Origin of the sequence: Spirilliplanes yamanashiensis, from assembly GCF_016863475.1 — a bacterium.
GTDB classification, from domain to species: Bacteria; Actinomycetota; Actinomycetes; order Mycobacteriales; family Micromonosporaceae; genus Spirilliplanes; species Spirilliplanes yamanashiensis.
The window spans coordinates 297,797-311,462 of the sequence record NZ_BOOY01000036.1 but is presented as its reverse complement, the minus strand read 5'-3'; the positions used below and the strand labels follow the sequence as shown (position 1 = coordinate 311,462).

Here is a 13,666-nt window from a genome sequence, read left to right as displayed (position 1 = left end):
CCCGACGGTACCCGGACCGGTTCCGGAGGTCATCCCCCCAACCGGCGGGCGGGACCAGTCGGCCCATAGCAGATCATCCGAACGGATGAGCTTTGGCGGGCATGAGCGTCAATGTCGTGGCTTTCTGTAGCCACGCGACTCCGTAGGGTGCAGAGATGCCGATCCATGTCCCGGCGACGAGCACCTGCGCCGGTGGCCGCGCGTCGTCACTCTCCGTGCCGAGAAAGCCCATCCGGGCCACCCCCTGCACCAGCCGCTGCGGCACCTCGACCGGCGCGCCCGAGTCCCGCGCCACCGTCAGGGCGACGTGGTCGAGCAGGGCGTCGCGGATCGCCCGCTGCCCCACCGACCGGCCGCCGACCCCGGCGGACGCCGCCTCCCGCAGCGTGCCCGCCGCGGCCTCCGCCAGACCGGCCAGTTCCGCCGCCGACACCGACTCGACCGCCCCGGCGCCCGCCGGCGGCAGCGGCCAGCGCCACGCCTCGTCCCGGCGCGCGGGCAGCGCGTCCGAACCCGCCGCCAGCGCCGCCAGCAGGTCCGCCGCCGCCACCGTCACGTCACCCGCCGCCGGGCCCGGACCGGCCACCCGGCGGGTCACCAGGACGTTCCACGGCAGCTTGCCCCACAGGGCGGTGTGCTCGCCCGCCGGGCGCAGCCGCACCGGCGCCGCCCGCTCCAGCCGGACCAGCCGGGCCAGGAAGGCGCCGGCGTCCGCGACCCCGGCCAGCCCGTGGCCGGCCGGGCCCGCTGTCATGACCCGTCCCCGGGCGGCCGGAACGGCTCCAGGAACGCCCGCTCGTCCGCCGACAACCGGCGCGGGCGCTGCCCGGCGAGGTCGAACGGCACGCAGACGCTGCGCGCCCGGCTCGCCACCACGCCGTCGTCGATCAGCTCGTACGCCACGGTGAAGCTGGAGGCCCGGATCTCGGCCACCCACATCTCGATCCGGACCGCGTCGCCGTAGTCCACCGGGCGCAGGTAGTCGATCTCGTGCCGGGCGATGACGATGCCCCGCTCGAACGACACCCGCGCCTCGCGGGCGGCGACGAAGAAGAGCGCAACGCGCGCCTCCTCGTACAGCGTGAGGAAGCGCGCGTTGTTGACGTGGCCGTACGCGTCCATGTCGGACCAGCGCAGGGCCGCGTCGTAGACGAAGCGGTGCTTGTCAGTCACGCGTCAGCTTGCGGTAGGTGACCCGGTGCGGGCGGGCGGCGTCGGCGCCGAGGCGGTCGATCTTGTTCTTCTCGTACGCGTCGTAGTTGCCCTCGAACCAGAACCACTTGTCGGGGTCCTCGTCGGTACCCTCCCACGCGAGCATGTGGGTGGCGACGCGGTCGAGGAACATGCGGTCGTGGGAGATGACCACGGCGCAGCCCGGGAACTCCAGCAGCGCGTTCTCCAGCGACGACAGCGTCTCGACGTCGAGGTCGTTGGTCGGCTCGTCGAGCAGCACCACGTTGCCGCCGATCTTCAGCGTCATCGCGAGGTTGAGCCGGTTGCGCTCGCCGCCGGACAGCACCTTGACGGGCTTCTGCTGGTCCGGGCCCTTGAAGCCGAACGCGGCCACGTACGCCCGCGACGGCATCTCGACCTTGCCGACCATCAGGTGGTCGAGGCCGTCGGAGACGACCTCCCAGACCGTCTTCGAGCCGTCCAGGCCCGCGCGGTTCTGGTCGACGTAGGACAGCTTGACCGTCTCGCCGATGCGCACCGAGCCGTCGTCCGGCTTCTCCAGCCCGACGATCGTCTTGAACAGGGTGGTCTTGCCGACGCCGTTCGGGCCGATGATGCCGACGATGCCGTTGCGCGGCAGCGAGAACGACAGGTGGTCGATGAGCACCCGGTCGTCGAAGCCCTTGACCAGGTCCTTGACCTCGATCACCGTGTTGCCCAGGCGCGGGCCCGGCGGGATCTGGATCTCCTCGAAGTCCAGCTTGCGGGTCTTCTCCGCCTCGCTGGCCATCTCCTCGTAGCGCTCCAGGCGGGCCTTCGACTTCGTCTGCCGGGCCTTCGCGTTGGACCGCACCCACTCGAGCTCCTCGGTGAGGCGCTTCTGCAGCTTCTGGTCCTTGCGGCCCTGCACGGCGAGGCGGGCGGCCTTCTTGTCCAGGTACGTCGAGTAGTTGCCCTCGTACGGGAACGCCCGGCCCCGGTCGAGCTCGAGGATCCAGGTGGCCACGTTGTCGAGGAAGTACCGGTCGTGCGTGATGGCGATGACGGTGCCGGCGTACTTGGCCAGGTGCTGCTCCAGCCACTGCACGCTCTCGGCGTCCAGGTGGTTGGTGGGCTCGTCGAGCAGCAGCAGGTCGGGCGCCTCGAGCAGCAGCTTGCACAGCGCGACGCGGCGGCGCTCACCACCGGAGAGCAGGGTGACGTCGGCGTCCGGCGGCGGGCAGCGCAGCGCGTCCATCGCCAGCTCCAGCTTGGAGTCGACGTCCCACGCGTCGGCGTGGTCCAGCTCCTCCTGGAGCTTGCCCATCTCCTCCATCAGCTCGTCGGAGTAGTCGGTGGCCATCTGCTCGGCGATCTTGTTGAACCGCTCCAGCTTCGACTTGGTCTCCGCCACCGCCTCCTCGATGTTGCCGAGGACGGTCTTGGCGTCGTTGAGCGGCGGCTCCTGGGCGAGCATGCCGACGGTGAAGCCCGGCATCAGCCGCGCCTCGCCGTTGCTGACCTGGTCCAGCCCGGCCATGATCTTCAGCAAACTGGACTTGCCGGCGCCGTTGGGCCCGACCACACCGATCTTGACGCCGGGCAGGAAGCTCAGCGTGACATTGTCGAGGACGACCTTGTCGCCGTGCGCCTTGCGCGCCTTCTCCAGAACGTAGATGTACTGGGCCACGGTGTGCCCTACCTCCGAGATCGTGGGTCTTGTCGCGGCGTCGAGCCGCGTGGGGGCGGACAGCGGCCATCCTCTCAGGTCGGCCGGGGGCCCCTCACAACAACCCCGCCGACGGTACGCCCATTCCGGCGGCGCCGGTCACCCGGCACGGGCGGCCTCCACCACGGTCTTCTTCCCGGGGTTCTCCATGCGCCACTCGCGCGCCGTCACCGTGATGGTGGTGGTGCTGCCGTCGCCCTCGGCCGCCTCGGCCACGTAGCCGCCGCCCGCCTCGCGCACCCCGGTCAGGAACAGCGAGTTCCGGCCGTCGTCCCAGCGGACGGCGTCGGCGTCGCCGTCGCCGTCGCGCGAGCCGTGGTAGTACAGCTCCCCCTGGTCGTTGCCGCAGATGTACGCGACCGTGCCCCGGACCGTCCTGATCTTCAGCTTGAGCACGACCTCGCCGAGGTCGCCGCCGAGCGCCTGGACGGCGGCCTGGGTCTCCGCCCGGCACGGCTGTCCCGGCGCCGACGGCGGGCGGCCGGGGGCCGGCTCCACGACCGGGCCGGACGGCAGGTCGTCCTCCGACGGGCCGGACGGCTCGGGCGGCGGCTCCGACTCGACCACCGGCGGCACCACCGGCGCCGACGTCACCGGGGCCGGGGTGGGCGCGACCTGCGCGCGGTTCTGGTTGCGGGCGCCGAGCGCCAGGCCGATCGAGGCGCCGATGATCGTCAGGAAGACGGCGGCGATGATCACCGGTACCAGGACCGGCCTCCGCGGGGCGCTCTCATCGGGCAGGCTCACAGGAAAAGGATCTCACCGCGGCGCACGTTCGTTACCGGCCTCCCCGGGGTACGACCTGCGAGCCCGGTCCGTCGGCCCGCACCGATAGGCTCAGGCGCGGGGGGACCGGACTACCCGGAGGTGCACCAGCGTGACCGAACGTAGTTCCTTCGTCGTCGTCGCCAACCGTCTGCCCGTGGACGAGGTCACCACGGACGACGGCCAGAAGCAGTGGCGGCCCAGCCCGGGCGGCCTCGTGACCGCCCTGCACCCGGTGCTCACCGAGCACCGCGGCACCTGGATCGGCTGGTCCGGCGGCACCGGCGACGCCCCGGAACCGTTCGAGCTGGAGGGCATCAACATCCACCCGGTGCCGCTGAGCGCCGACGAGCTGGAGCGCTACTACGAGGGCCAGTCCAACGCCACGATCTGGCCGCTCTACCACGACGCCGTCGAGACGCCCGTGTACAAGCGGCGCTGGCGGGAGACGTACCGGCTGGTCAACCAGCGGTTCGCGCAGGCCGCGGCCGACGTCGCCGCCGACGGCGCCACCGTCTGGGTGCAGGACTACCAGCTGCAGCTGGTCCCGGCGATGCTCCGCGAGCTGCGCCCCGACCTGCGCATCGGGTTCTTCCTGCACATCCCGTTCCCGCCCATCGAGCTGTTCATGTAGATGCCGTTCCGCGCCGAGATCCTGCGCGGCCTGCTCGGCGCCGACCTCGTCGGCTTCCAGCAGCGGCTCGCCGCGCAGAACTTCGTCCGGCTCGCCCGGCACCTGCTCGGCCTGCGCTACGAGGGCCAGAGCATCCAGGTCGACGGGCGCAAGGTGAAGGCCGGCGCGTTCCCCATCTCCATCGACACCGCCGAGATGGAGAAGCAGGCCGCGGACGCCGCCGTGCAGGCGCGCGCCAAGCAGATCCGCGCCGAGCTGGGCGACCCGAAGACGATCATCCTGGGCGTCGACCGCCTCGACTACACCAAGGGCATCGAGCTGCGGCTGAAGGCGTTCCGCGAGCTGCTCAGCGACGGCAAGCTCAAGGTCGGCGACGCCGTCATGGTCCAGGTCGCCACCCCGAGCCGCGAGCGCGTCGAGCACTACCAGGCGCTGCGGGTCAAGGTCGAGCGCGAGGTCGGCCGCATCAACGGCGAGTACGGCAAGGTCGGCGTGCCGGCCGTGCACTACCTGCACCAGTCGTACTCGCGCAGCGAGCTGTCCGCCCTGTACAGCGCCGCCGACGTGATGATGGTGACCCCGCTGCGCGACGGCATGAACCTGGTCGCGAAGGAGTACGTGGCCTCGCGCGCCGACAGCGGCGGCGCCCTGGTGCTCAGCGAGTTCGCGGGCGCCGCGACCGAGCTGCGCCAGGCGTTCCTGTGCAACCCGCACGACCCGGACGGCGTGAAGGACGCGCTGCTGCGCGCGGTCAGCGCCGAACCGGCCGAGCTGAAGCGCCGGATGCGGGTCATGCAGCGCCACCTGCGCACCCACGACGTGGCGAACTGGGCCCGCTCGTTCCTCAACGAACTGGGCGTCCCCGACACGAAGTGACGGCCGTCCCCGCTCAACCTCCGGCCCGCCCGCGGCGTTCCAGGGGCATGGGGTGCAGATGAGCGGGGACGACTTCACCGCGTTCGTGGCGCACAGCGGCCCGCGGCTGCTGCGCTACGCCGTGCTGCTCTGCGGCGACCGCGGCGAGGCCGAGGACCTGCTGCAGGAGACGCTGATCCGGGTCTACCCGCGCTGGCACCGGCTGCGCGAGCAGCAGCCCGAGGCGTACGTGCGGCGGGCGCTGACGAACCGGGCGGTCAGCCGGTGGCGCTCGCCGTGGCACCGGCGCCGCGTCGACGGGGTGCCCGAGCGGCCGGTCCCGGGCGACGAGCTGGGCCGGGCCGACGACCGGCAGGTGCTGCTGGCGGCGCTGCGATCGCTGCCCGACCGGATGCGCGCCGTCGTCGTGCTGCGCTACTGGCTGGGCTGCACCGAGCAGGAGGCGGCGGCCGAGCTGGGCTGCTCGGTCGGGTCGGTGAAGAGTCAGGCGTCGCGCGGGCTGGCCCGGCTGCGCGCGACGGTGGGCACCGCGACGGCGCAGGAGGCGGGCCGATGAGGGACGACGACGTGCGGGCGCTGCTGGACCGGGCCGCCGGCCCGGGCGACCTGCCGCCGGACCTCGCCGGGACGGTGGTGACGGCGGCGCGCGCCCGGCGGCGGCGCCGGGTGGCCGTCGCCGCGGTGGCCGCGGTCCTGGCCGTGGCCGGCGGCGTGACGGCGGCGCTGCGGCCCGGGGGCGCACCGGCACCGGGGCCGGCCTCCGTGCTCGCCCCCGCCGACCAGGAGCTGCTGGAGGCCGGGGTGGGATCGCCGGTGCCGGCGGAGCGCATCGTCGCGGCGGGCCGGGCGGGCGACGAGTCGATCGTCGCCCTGGACCGGCCGCCGGGCGAGGGGCGGTCCGGCAAGGTGGCCGAGGTCTGGGTGTCCCGCGGAGGGCGGCCCTACGAGCTGCTGCGCGACCACCTCGTCTACGACGGCGGCTGCCTGACCGGCGACGCCGTGTGCGCGGAGGTCGCGCCCACCGGTCTCGGGATGTACCTGGTCCGCAAGCGCGACGGGCGGGTGTTCGTGCTGGCGCAGGCGCCGGCCGGGCGCACCGTCGCGGTGGACGGCCGGCCCGCGGGCCCCGCGCCGCACGGGGTGGTGGTGCCCGTCGAGGCCGCCGACCCGTGGGAGGTGCAGGTGCACGTCGTCCTGCCGGACGGCCGCCGCTACCGGCTCCCCCCGCAGCCGGGCATCGTGCTGGGCGGCTGATCAGTCCAGGCGGGCGGCGCGGGTCAGCAGGTAGCCGCGCTCGGGCAGGCTGGCCGTGGCGGCCGCGGCGGCGCGGTAGTGCTCCCGCGCCGCCGCCCGGTCACCCGCCATCTCGTGCAGGTGGGCGCGGGCGGCCGCCAGGCGGTGGTTGCCGGGCAGGCGGGCGTCCAGGGCGTCGAGCAGCGCCAGGCCGGCGGCCGGGCCGTGCACCATGGCGGCGGCGACGGCCCGGTTCAGCTCGACCATCGGGTTGTCGGTCATCCGGGTCAGCACCCCGTACAGGGCGAGGATCTGCGGCCAGTCGGTGTCGGCGGCGGTGGGGGCCTCGTCGTGCAGGGCGGCCACGGCGGCCTGCAGCGTGTACGGGCCGACCGGTCCGCGCCGCAGCGCCCGCTCGACCAGCGCCGTGCCCTCCTCGATGGATGCCCGGTCCCACCGGCCGCGGTCCTGCTCGTCGAGGGGCACGATGCGCCCGTCCGGCGCGGTGCGGGCCGGGCGGCGGGCGTCGGTGAGCAGCATCAGGGCGAGCAGGCCGGCGACCTCGCTCTCGGCGGGCAGCCGGCCGTGCAGCGCGCGGGTCAGCCGGATCGCCTCGCCGGCCAGCTCGGCGCGCTGGTGCTCGGGGCCGCCGCTGCTGGCGTACCCCTCGTTGAAGATCAGGTAGAGCACGTGCAGGACGGAGCGCAGCCGCTCGGGCCAGGCGTCCCGGCCGGGCATCGTGAACCGGGCCCCCGCGGCCCGGATGCTCTGCTTCGCCCGGCTGATCCGCTGCGCCATGGTGGCCTCGGGCAGCAGGAACGCCCGGGCGATCTCCGCGGTGCTCAGGCCGCCGACGGCGCGCAGGGTCAGCGCGATCGCGGTGGGCGGCGTCAGCGCCGGGTGGCAGCAGAGGAACAGCAGCACGAGGGCGTCGTCGGCGACCGGCTCCGGCGCCACGTCGGGCACGGCGGCGGCCTCCTCGCGGCGCCGGCGCGCGACCTCGGCGCGGTGGTGGTCGGCCATCCGCCGGGACGCGACCCGGATGAGCCAGCCGCGGGGCTGCTCGGGCACCCCGGTCCGCGGCCACTGCACGGCGGCGGCGAGCAGCGCCTCCTGGGTGGCGTCCTCGGCGGCGGCGAAGTCGCCCCAGTGCCGGGCGACGGCGCCGAGGACCTGCGGCGACAGATCCCGCAGCAGGTCCTCGACGGGCGTCGTCACAGCTCGGGCGCTTCCCCGATCGGGCGCACCTCGATCGGCATGTTCAGCGGCTCGCCGCGCGGGCCGGGCGCGGCGGACACCTCGGCGGCGAGTTCGAGCGCCCGCCGCTCGCTCTCCACGTCGACGATCCAGAAGCCGACCAGGAACTCCTTGGTCTCGGCGAACGGGCCGTCGGTGTTCGGCGTGCCGTCGGGGTTGGCCCGCACCAGCTTGGCCTGCGGCGGCATGGTCAGGCCCTGGCCGTCGACGAACTCGCCGTTGGCCGTCAGCTTGGCGTTGAAGTCGTTCATGAACCCGATGTGCGCCCGGAGGTCCTCCGGCGCCCAGCTCTCGATGGGGTCGCCGCCGGCGTACGTGTTCATCATGATCATGTACTTCATGTCCCGCTCCTTCTCCGTCGTGGTCTCGCGGGTACATCGGAGCCGGGTCAGGGCTCCTCGACATCCTCCCCGGGTTTTTTCTCCAGCACCCCGACGACCTCGCCGATGACCACGACGGCCGGCGGCCGGAACGCCAGCGCGGCCTCCGTGACGGCGCCGAGCGTGCTGCGCAGCACCCGCTGGGCGCCGGTGCTGGCCTCCTGCACGATCGCGGCCGGGGTGGCGGGCCCGCGGCCGTGGTCGAGCAGCGTCGCCGCGATCGCGGGAAGGTTCTTCAGGCCCATGAGGATCACCAGGGTGCCGCGCATCCGGGCCAGCGCCGGCCAGTCGACCAGCGACGCCGGGTCGTCCGGCGGGATGTGCCCGGACACGACGGTGAACTCGTGCGCGACGCCGCGGTGGGTGACCGGGATGCCGGCCAGGGCGGGCGCGGCGATCGAGCTGGTCACGCCGGGCACCACGTCGACCGGCACGCCGGCGGCGGCGCACGCGATCAGCTCCTCGCCGCCGCGGCCGAAGACGTACGGGTCGCCGCCCTTGAGCCGCACCACGAACGCGCCGGCCAGGGCACGGTCGACGATGATGCGGTTGATCTCCTCCTGGGCGCGGGCCGGCCCGTACGGGATCTTCGCGGCGTCGACCAGCTCCACCTCGGGCCGCAGCTCGTCGAGCAGCAGGCCGGGCACCAGCCGGTCGGCGACGACCACGTCGGCGAGGCCGAGCAGCCGCCGCCCCTTGACGGTGATCAGCTCGGGGTCGCCGGGGCCGCCGCCGACGAGGGCGACCCGCCCGCGCAGGGCGTGCCCGGGGACCGTCTCGGGCAGCAGGGCGCCGGAGGCGAGGCCGTCGGCGACGGCGTCGCGCACGGCCGCCGCGAGCCGGGGGTCGCCGCCGCCGAGCACGGCCGCGGTGACGGCGCCGTGCCGGGTGACGGCCGGCGTCCAGGCGGTGGCCGCGTCCCGGTCGTCGGCGCGCACGCAGAACACCCGGCGCTCCTCCGCGGCGGCGGTCACCTCGGCGGCGGCGGCCGGGTCGTCGACGGCGGTCTGCACCAGCCAGCAGCCGTCCACGTCCGCCGGCCGGAAGCGGCGCGGCTCCCAGCGGATGCGGCCGGCGTCGGCGTGCGACTGCAGGGCGGGGGTGAGCTCGGGCGAGACCAGCAGCACGTCGGCGCCCGCGGCGAGCAGGGCGGGCACCCGGCGGCTGGCGACCGCGCCGCCGCCGACGACGAGCACGCGGCGGCCGTCGAGGCGCAGGCCCAGCGGGTACATGCTCACTTCTCGCTGACCCCCGCGGCGTCGAACGTGGCGACCTCGTGCAGCACCCGCACGGCCGCCGCCACGACGGGCAGGGCCAGCGCGGCGCCGGTGCCCTCGCCGAGGCGCATCCCCAGGTCGAGCAGCGGGTCGAGGCCGAGGTGCGCGAGCGCGACGGTGGCGCCGGGCTCGGCGGAGCGGTGCCCGGCGACCATGGCGGCGACCGCGTCCGGGGCGAGGGCGGCGGCGGCCAGCGCGGCGCTGGCGGCGATGACGCCGTCGACGACGACGGGCACCCGGCGGGCGGCGGCGCCGAGCAGGAACCCGGCGAGGGCGGCGTGCTCCAGCCCGCCCACGGCGGCCAGCACCCCGACCGGGTCGGCCGGGTCGGGCGCGTGGCGGGCCAGCGCCCCGGCGACCACGGCCGTCTTGTGGGCGTGGGTGGCGTCGTCGATGCCGGTGCCGCGGCCGGTCACGTCGGCGGCGGCCGCGCCGGTGAACGCGGCGATCAGGGCGGCGGCGGGGGTGGTGTTGGCGATGCCCATGTCGCCGGTGAGCAGGATCCGCGCCCCGCCGTCGACGAGCTCGCCCGCGACCCGGATACCGGTCTCGACGGCGGCGACGGCCTCGGCGCGGGTGAGCGCGGGCTCGACCGCCAGGTCGCGGGTGCCGGCGCGCACCTTCGCGTCGACGAACGCGGGCGCGGGGCCGCCGACCGGCGCGGCGACGCCGACGTCCACCACGGTGACCGACGCGCCGGCCTGCCGGGCGAACGCGTTGATGACCGCGCCGCCGGCCAGGAAGTTGCCGACCATCTGCGCGGTGACCTCCTGCGGCCACGGGCTGACGCCCTGGGCGTGCACCCCGTGGTCGCCGGCGAACACGGCGACGGCGGCTGGCTCGGGCAGCGGCGGCGGGCACGTGCCGGCCAGCCCGGCGAGGCGTACCGACAGCTCCTCGAGGGCGCCCAGCGAGCCCGCCGGCTTGGTCAGCCGGGCCTGCAGCTCGCGGGCGGCGGCCATCGCGTCGGCGTCGGGCGGCCGGATGGCGGCCAGCGTGGCGTCGAGCGTTGTCGTCGTCACTGATTCTCCTTCAGCACGTCGGTCAGGACGGCGATGAACGCGTCCGTGGTGGCAGTGTCCCGCACCGCGACGCGCAGCCAGTCGGGGCCCAGACCCGGGAACGTGTCGCCGCGGCGCACCGCGTACCCCCGCTCCCGCAGGGCGAGGCGCACGGCCGCCGCGCCGGCGACGCGCAGCGCGACGAACGATGAGGCCGGCTCGCCGGGCACCGTGACGCCCGGCACGGCCCGCAGCGCGGCGACGAGGTGGGCGCGGTCGGCGGCGAGCCGGGTGGCGATGGCGTGCTCCTCGGCGACCGCGGCGGGCGCGGCGCAGGCGGTGGCGGCGGCCAGCGCCGGGGTGGAGACGGGCCACAGCGGCTGGACGGCGGCCAGCGTGCGCACCAGGTCGCGCGGGCCGAGCAGGTAGCCGATGCGCAGGCCGGCCAGCGCCCAGGTCTTGGTGAGGCTGCGCAGCACGACGACGCCGGGCAGGTCGCGGCGTGCGGCGAGGGACTCGGGCTCGCCGGGGACGGTGTCGGCGAACGCCTCGTCGACGACCAGCACCCGGCCGGGCCGGGCCAGCGCGGCGAGCGTGCCGGCCGGGTGCAGCACCGACGTGGGGTTGGTGGGGTTGCCGACGAACACCAGGTCGGCGTCGGCGGGCACGAGGGCGGGGTCGAGGGTGAACGGCGGCGGCAGCAGCACCCGCTCGACGGTGTGCCCGGCGTGCCGCAGGGCGGCCTCCGGCTCGGTGAACTGCGGGTGCACGACGACGGGGCGGCGCACGCCGCGCAGCGCCTGGGCGAGCAGCACGAACCCCTGCGCGGCCCCGGCGGTGAGCAGCACCTCGGCGGCCGGGCGGCCGTGCCGGGCGGCGACGGCCTCGGTGGCGGCGCGGGAGTCGGGGTAGGCGGCGAGGTCGGCGAGCGACGCGGCGACCGGCTTCGCGAGCCAGTCGGGCAGCGGCGCGGACCGCACGTTGACGGCCAGGTCGACGAGCCCGGCGCCGACCTCGGCGTCGCCGTGGTGGTCCAGGTCCGGCTCCGTCACCGTGGCTCCTCCCGCGCAAGATCCCGGCCGGGTGTCACGCCCGCGGGTGGTTTCGCCGACCAGCATGCGCGACCGCCGCGGGCGCGCGGCGCGGGGTCGCCACGATGTGATTCACAGTTCCGAACTTCCATCCGGACATGAACCTTTTTGTCCTACCTTGGGGGGGTGATCAAGCGCAGCCTGACAGCCGTGGGACGGATCTCACCCCTGCTTCGGGCGGGGCTCATCGCCGGGGTGGTGGTGGCGGGGCTGGCGTACCCGCTCGCCGCCGTCGCCGGCCTCGGCGCGAAGTCCGGCGCCGGGCTCCTCCAGGAACTGCCCGAGGAGCTGCAGGTCGCCCCGAACGCCCAGACGACCTACGTGTACGCCAACGACGGCAAGACGCTGCTCACCACGTTCTACGAGGAGCACCGCAAGCCGACCGCGCTCGCCGACATGTCGCCCTACGTCAAGCAGGCCATCGTCGCCAGCGAGGACTCGCGGTTCTACGACCACAACGGCGTCGACGTCAAGGGCGTCGCCCGCGCGTTCGTCGCCAACCAGCAGGCCGGCGGCGTCTCCCAGGGCGCCTCGACGCTGACCATGCAGTACGTGCGGATGGCGCTGCGCGACGGCGCCCAGACCCCCACCGACGCGCTGCGCGCCACCGAGCAGACCACCGCGCGCAAGCTGCGCGAGATGCGGCTCGCCATCGAGCTGGAGAAGCAGATCTCCAAGGACGAGATCCTGGAGCGCTACCTCAACTCGGCGTACTTCGGCCACCGCGCGTACGGCATCTTCGCCGCCTCGCAGGTGTTCTTCTCCAAGGCGCCCAAGCAGCTCACCCTCGTCGAGGCCGCCACCCTCGCCGGCCTGGTCAAGGCCCCGTCGGCGTACGACCCGGCCAGCAAGGACCGCACCGCCGCCACCGACCGGCGCAACTACGTCATCGACCGGATGCGCACGCTGGGCTCGATCACCGCCGCGGAGGCCGCCGAGGCCAAGGAGCAGCCGATCCGGCTCAAGCTCACCACCCCGCGCAACGACTGCGTGTCCGTGCCCGAGTCGCGCAACCACTGGGCGTTCTTCTGCGACTTCTTCAAGTCGTGGTGGCTGCAGCAGCCCGCGTTCGGCGCCAACAGCCGCGAGCGGCTCGACAACCTGCGCCGCGGCGGCTACCGCATCACCACCTCGCTCGACCCGCGCGTCCAGGCCGCCGCCCAGAAGCACGTGCTGGAGAAGGAGAAGAAGAACAGCCGGTACGCCCTCGGCCAGGTCGTCATCCAGCCCGGCACCGGCCGGGTCAAGGCGATGGCGGTCAACCGGACGTACTCGCTGGACCAGTCCGGCAACGGCAAGCACAGCGACCCGGCGAAGCGCAAGAAGTTCAAGGGCAACTACCCGAACACCGTGAACCCGCTGCTCGGCGGCGGCGACATGCCCGGCTACCAGGCCGGCTCCACGTTCAAGATCTTCACCATGCTGGCCGCGCTCGACCAGGGCATGCCGCTGTCGACGGCGTTCAACTCCCCGCCCCGGTTCAAGTCGAAGTACATCACCTCGCCCGGCCCGGCCGCGTGCGGCACCTACTGGTGCCCGAAGAACGCCAGCGCGTCGATGACCGGCCGGCAGACCATGTGGTCCGGCTTCGGCAAGAGCGTCAACACGTACTTCGTGCAGCTGGAGCAGAAGGTCGGCGCGCAGCGGGCCGTGAAGATGGCCGAGCGGCTCGGCCTGCAGTGGCGCACCGAGGTCGACCAGCGGATGGCGTCGCCGGCCAACGCCAGCGGCTGGGGCGCGTTCACCCTGGGCGTCAGCGACGCCACGCCGCTGGAGATGGCCAACGTGTTCGCCACCCTGGCCGCCGACGGCAAGTACTGCACGCCCAACCCGGTGCAGTTCATCAAGACGCCGACCGGCGAGGACGCCATGTTCAACGGCGTCCCCGTCGCCGGCGTGCGCTGCCGGCAGGCGCTGCTGCCCGCCGTGGCGCGGGCCGCCACCGACGCCGCGCGCTGCGTCACCGGCTACGGCGCCGCCGCCGGCGCCTGCGGCGGCTGGGAGACCTCGCCGATGGTCCACGCGATCATGAAGCGGCCGGTCGCCGGCAAGTCCGGCACCACCGACAGCAACCAGGCCGCCTGGTTCGCCGGCTACACCCCGCAGCTGGCCGCGGCGGCGTTCATCGCCGACCCGGACAACCCGCGGCACGCCGTCGGCAGCGGCAACGCCACCAAGCAGAAGACGCTGGTGGCCGAGACGCTGCGCGACGCGCTCAAGGACGCGCCGAAGGTGAAGTTCACGCCGCCGCCGGACTGGATCGTGGACTGA

Annotated in this window: 12 protein-coding genes and 1 pseudogene; 4 read left to right on the top strand and 9 right to left on the bottom strand. The window is 74.5% G+C overall.

Translation table 11 applies throughout. From position 1 onward, the window contains the following. Window positions 1-73: 73 nt before the first annotated feature. From Sya03_RS26380 to Sya03_RS26365, 4 genes are all read right to left on the bottom strand, one after another. On the bottom strand, window positions 74-754 hold the full coding sequence (locus Sya03_RS26380; RefSeq protein ID WP_203941091.1) for a DUF8185 domain-containing protein: 681 nt from the start codon (window positions 752-754) through the stop codon (window positions 74-76). Further along, window positions 751-1,173 (bottom strand): acyl-CoA thioesterase, encoded by a 423-nt coding sequence (locus Sya03_RS26375; protein ID WP_343948706.1) that lies wholly within the window; start codon window positions 1,171-1,173, stop codon window positions 751-753. The genes Sya03_RS26380 and Sya03_RS26375 overlap by 4 nt, the downstream gene beginning before the upstream one ends. Beyond that, window positions 1,166-2,842: an energy-dependent translational throttle protein EttA gene (gene ettA / locus Sya03_RS26370; protein WP_203941090.1), complete on the bottom strand. Its 1,677-nt coding sequence runs from the start codon at window positions 2,840-2,842 to the stop codon at window positions 1,166-1,168. The genes Sya03_RS26375 and ettA overlap by 8 nt, the downstream gene beginning before the upstream one ends. Window positions 2,843-2,980: 138 nt before the next feature. Beyond that, window positions 2,981-3,628: a hypothetical protein gene (locus Sya03_RS26365; protein WP_203941089.1), complete on the bottom strand. Its 648-nt coding sequence runs from the start codon at window positions 3,626-3,628 to the stop codon at window positions 2,981-2,983. A 130-nt stretch (window positions 3,629-3,758) separates the two neighbouring features. On the opposite strand from Sya03_RS26365, the pseudogene Sya03_RS26360 reads away from it, so the two are divergent. From Sya03_RS26360 to Sya03_RS26350, 3 genes and pseudogenes are all read left to right on the top strand, one after another. After that, window positions 3,759-5,156, top strand: a pseudogene (locus Sya03_RS26360) (alpha,alpha-trehalose-phosphate synthase (UDP-forming)). A gap of 58 nt (window positions 5,157-5,214) precedes the next feature. Continuing rightward, the gene (locus tag Sya03_RS26355; RefSeq protein ID WP_203941088.1) at window positions 5,215-5,712 is read left to right on the top strand and encodes a SigE family RNA polymerase sigma factor; all 498 of its coding nucleotides are present in this window, start codon (window positions 5,215-5,217) and stop codon (window positions 5,710-5,712) included. Next, on the top strand, window positions 5,709-6,410 hold the full coding sequence (locus Sya03_RS26350) for a hypothetical protein (protein ID WP_203941087.1): 702 nt from the start codon (window positions 5,709-5,711) through the stop codon (window positions 6,408-6,410). The genes Sya03_RS26355 and Sya03_RS26350 overlap by 4 nt, the downstream gene beginning before the upstream one ends. On the opposite strand, the gene Sya03_RS26345 is transcribed toward Sya03_RS26350, so the two are convergent. From Sya03_RS26345 to cobC, 5 genes are read right to left on the bottom strand one after another with little or no spacing between them, the layout of a single operon-like run. Beyond that, entirely contained in the window at window positions 6,411-7,607 is a 1,197-nt protein-coding gene (locus tag Sya03_RS26345) for an RNA polymerase sigma factor (RefSeq protein ID WP_203941086.1), read from the bottom strand. Then, entirely contained in the window at window positions 7,604-7,987 is a 384-nt protein-coding gene (locus tag Sya03_RS26340; RefSeq protein ID WP_203941085.1) for a YciI family protein, read from the bottom strand. Before Sya03_RS26340 ends, Sya03_RS26345 begins: the two co-directional genes overlap by 4 nt. 47 nt (window positions 7,988-8,034) lie before the next feature. Beyond that, entirely contained in the window at window positions 8,035-9,258 is a 1,224-nt protein-coding gene (cobA, locus tag Sya03_RS26335; protein WP_203941084.1) for a uroporphyrinogen-III C-methyltransferase, read from the bottom strand. A 2-nt stretch (window positions 9,259-9,260) separates the two neighbouring features. Continuing rightward, window positions 9,261-10,325 carry a nicotinate-nucleotide--dimethylbenzimidazole phosphoribosyltransferase gene (gene cobT, locus Sya03_RS26330; protein ID WP_203941083.1) on the bottom strand — a complete coding sequence of 355 codons (1,065 nt, stop codon included), beginning with the start codon at window positions 10,323-10,325 and terminating at the stop codon, window positions 9,261-9,263. Continuing rightward, window positions 10,322-11,422 (bottom strand): Rv2231c family histidinol phosphate aminotransferase CobC, encoded by a 1,101-nt coding sequence (gene cobC / locus Sya03_RS26325; protein ID WP_203941082.1) that lies wholly within the window; start codon window positions 11,420-11,422, stop codon window positions 10,322-10,324. Before cobC ends, cobT begins: the two co-directional genes overlap by 4 nt. 99 nt (window positions 11,423-11,521) lie before the next feature. Between cobC and Sya03_RS26320 the strand changes: the two genes are divergently transcribed. Further along, a complete protein-coding gene (locus Sya03_RS26320) occupies window positions 11,522-13,666 on the top strand; it encodes a transglycosylase domain-containing protein (RefSeq protein ID WP_203941081.1) in 2,145 nt (714 codons plus the stop codon).

Bases quoted from the DNA above. Each gene is read 5' to 3' on its own strand.
- Sya03_RS26380 (WP_203941091.1), bottom strand. From the start codon at position 754: ATGACAGCGGGCCCGGCCGGCCACGGGCTGGCCGGGGTCGCGGACGCC.
- Sya03_RS26355 (WP_203941088.1), top strand. From the start codon at position 5,215: ATGAGCGGGGACGACTTCACCGCGTTCGTGGCGCACAGCGGCCCGCGG.
- Sya03_RS26350 (WP_203941087.1), top strand. From the start codon at position 5,709: ATGAGGGACGACGACGTGCGGGCGCTGCTGGACCGGGCCGCCGGCCCG.
- Sya03_RS26340 (WP_203941085.1), bottom strand. From the start codon at position 7,987: ATGAAGTACATGATCATGATGAACACGTACGCCGGCGGCGACCCCATC.
- cobA (WP_203941084.1), bottom strand. From the start codon at position 9,258: ATGTACCCGCTGGGCCTGCGCCTCGACGGCCGCCGCGTGCTCGTCGTC.
- cobC (WP_203941082.1), bottom strand. From the start codon at position 11,422: ATGCTGGTCGGCGAAACCACCCGCGGGCGTGACACCCGGCCGGGATCT.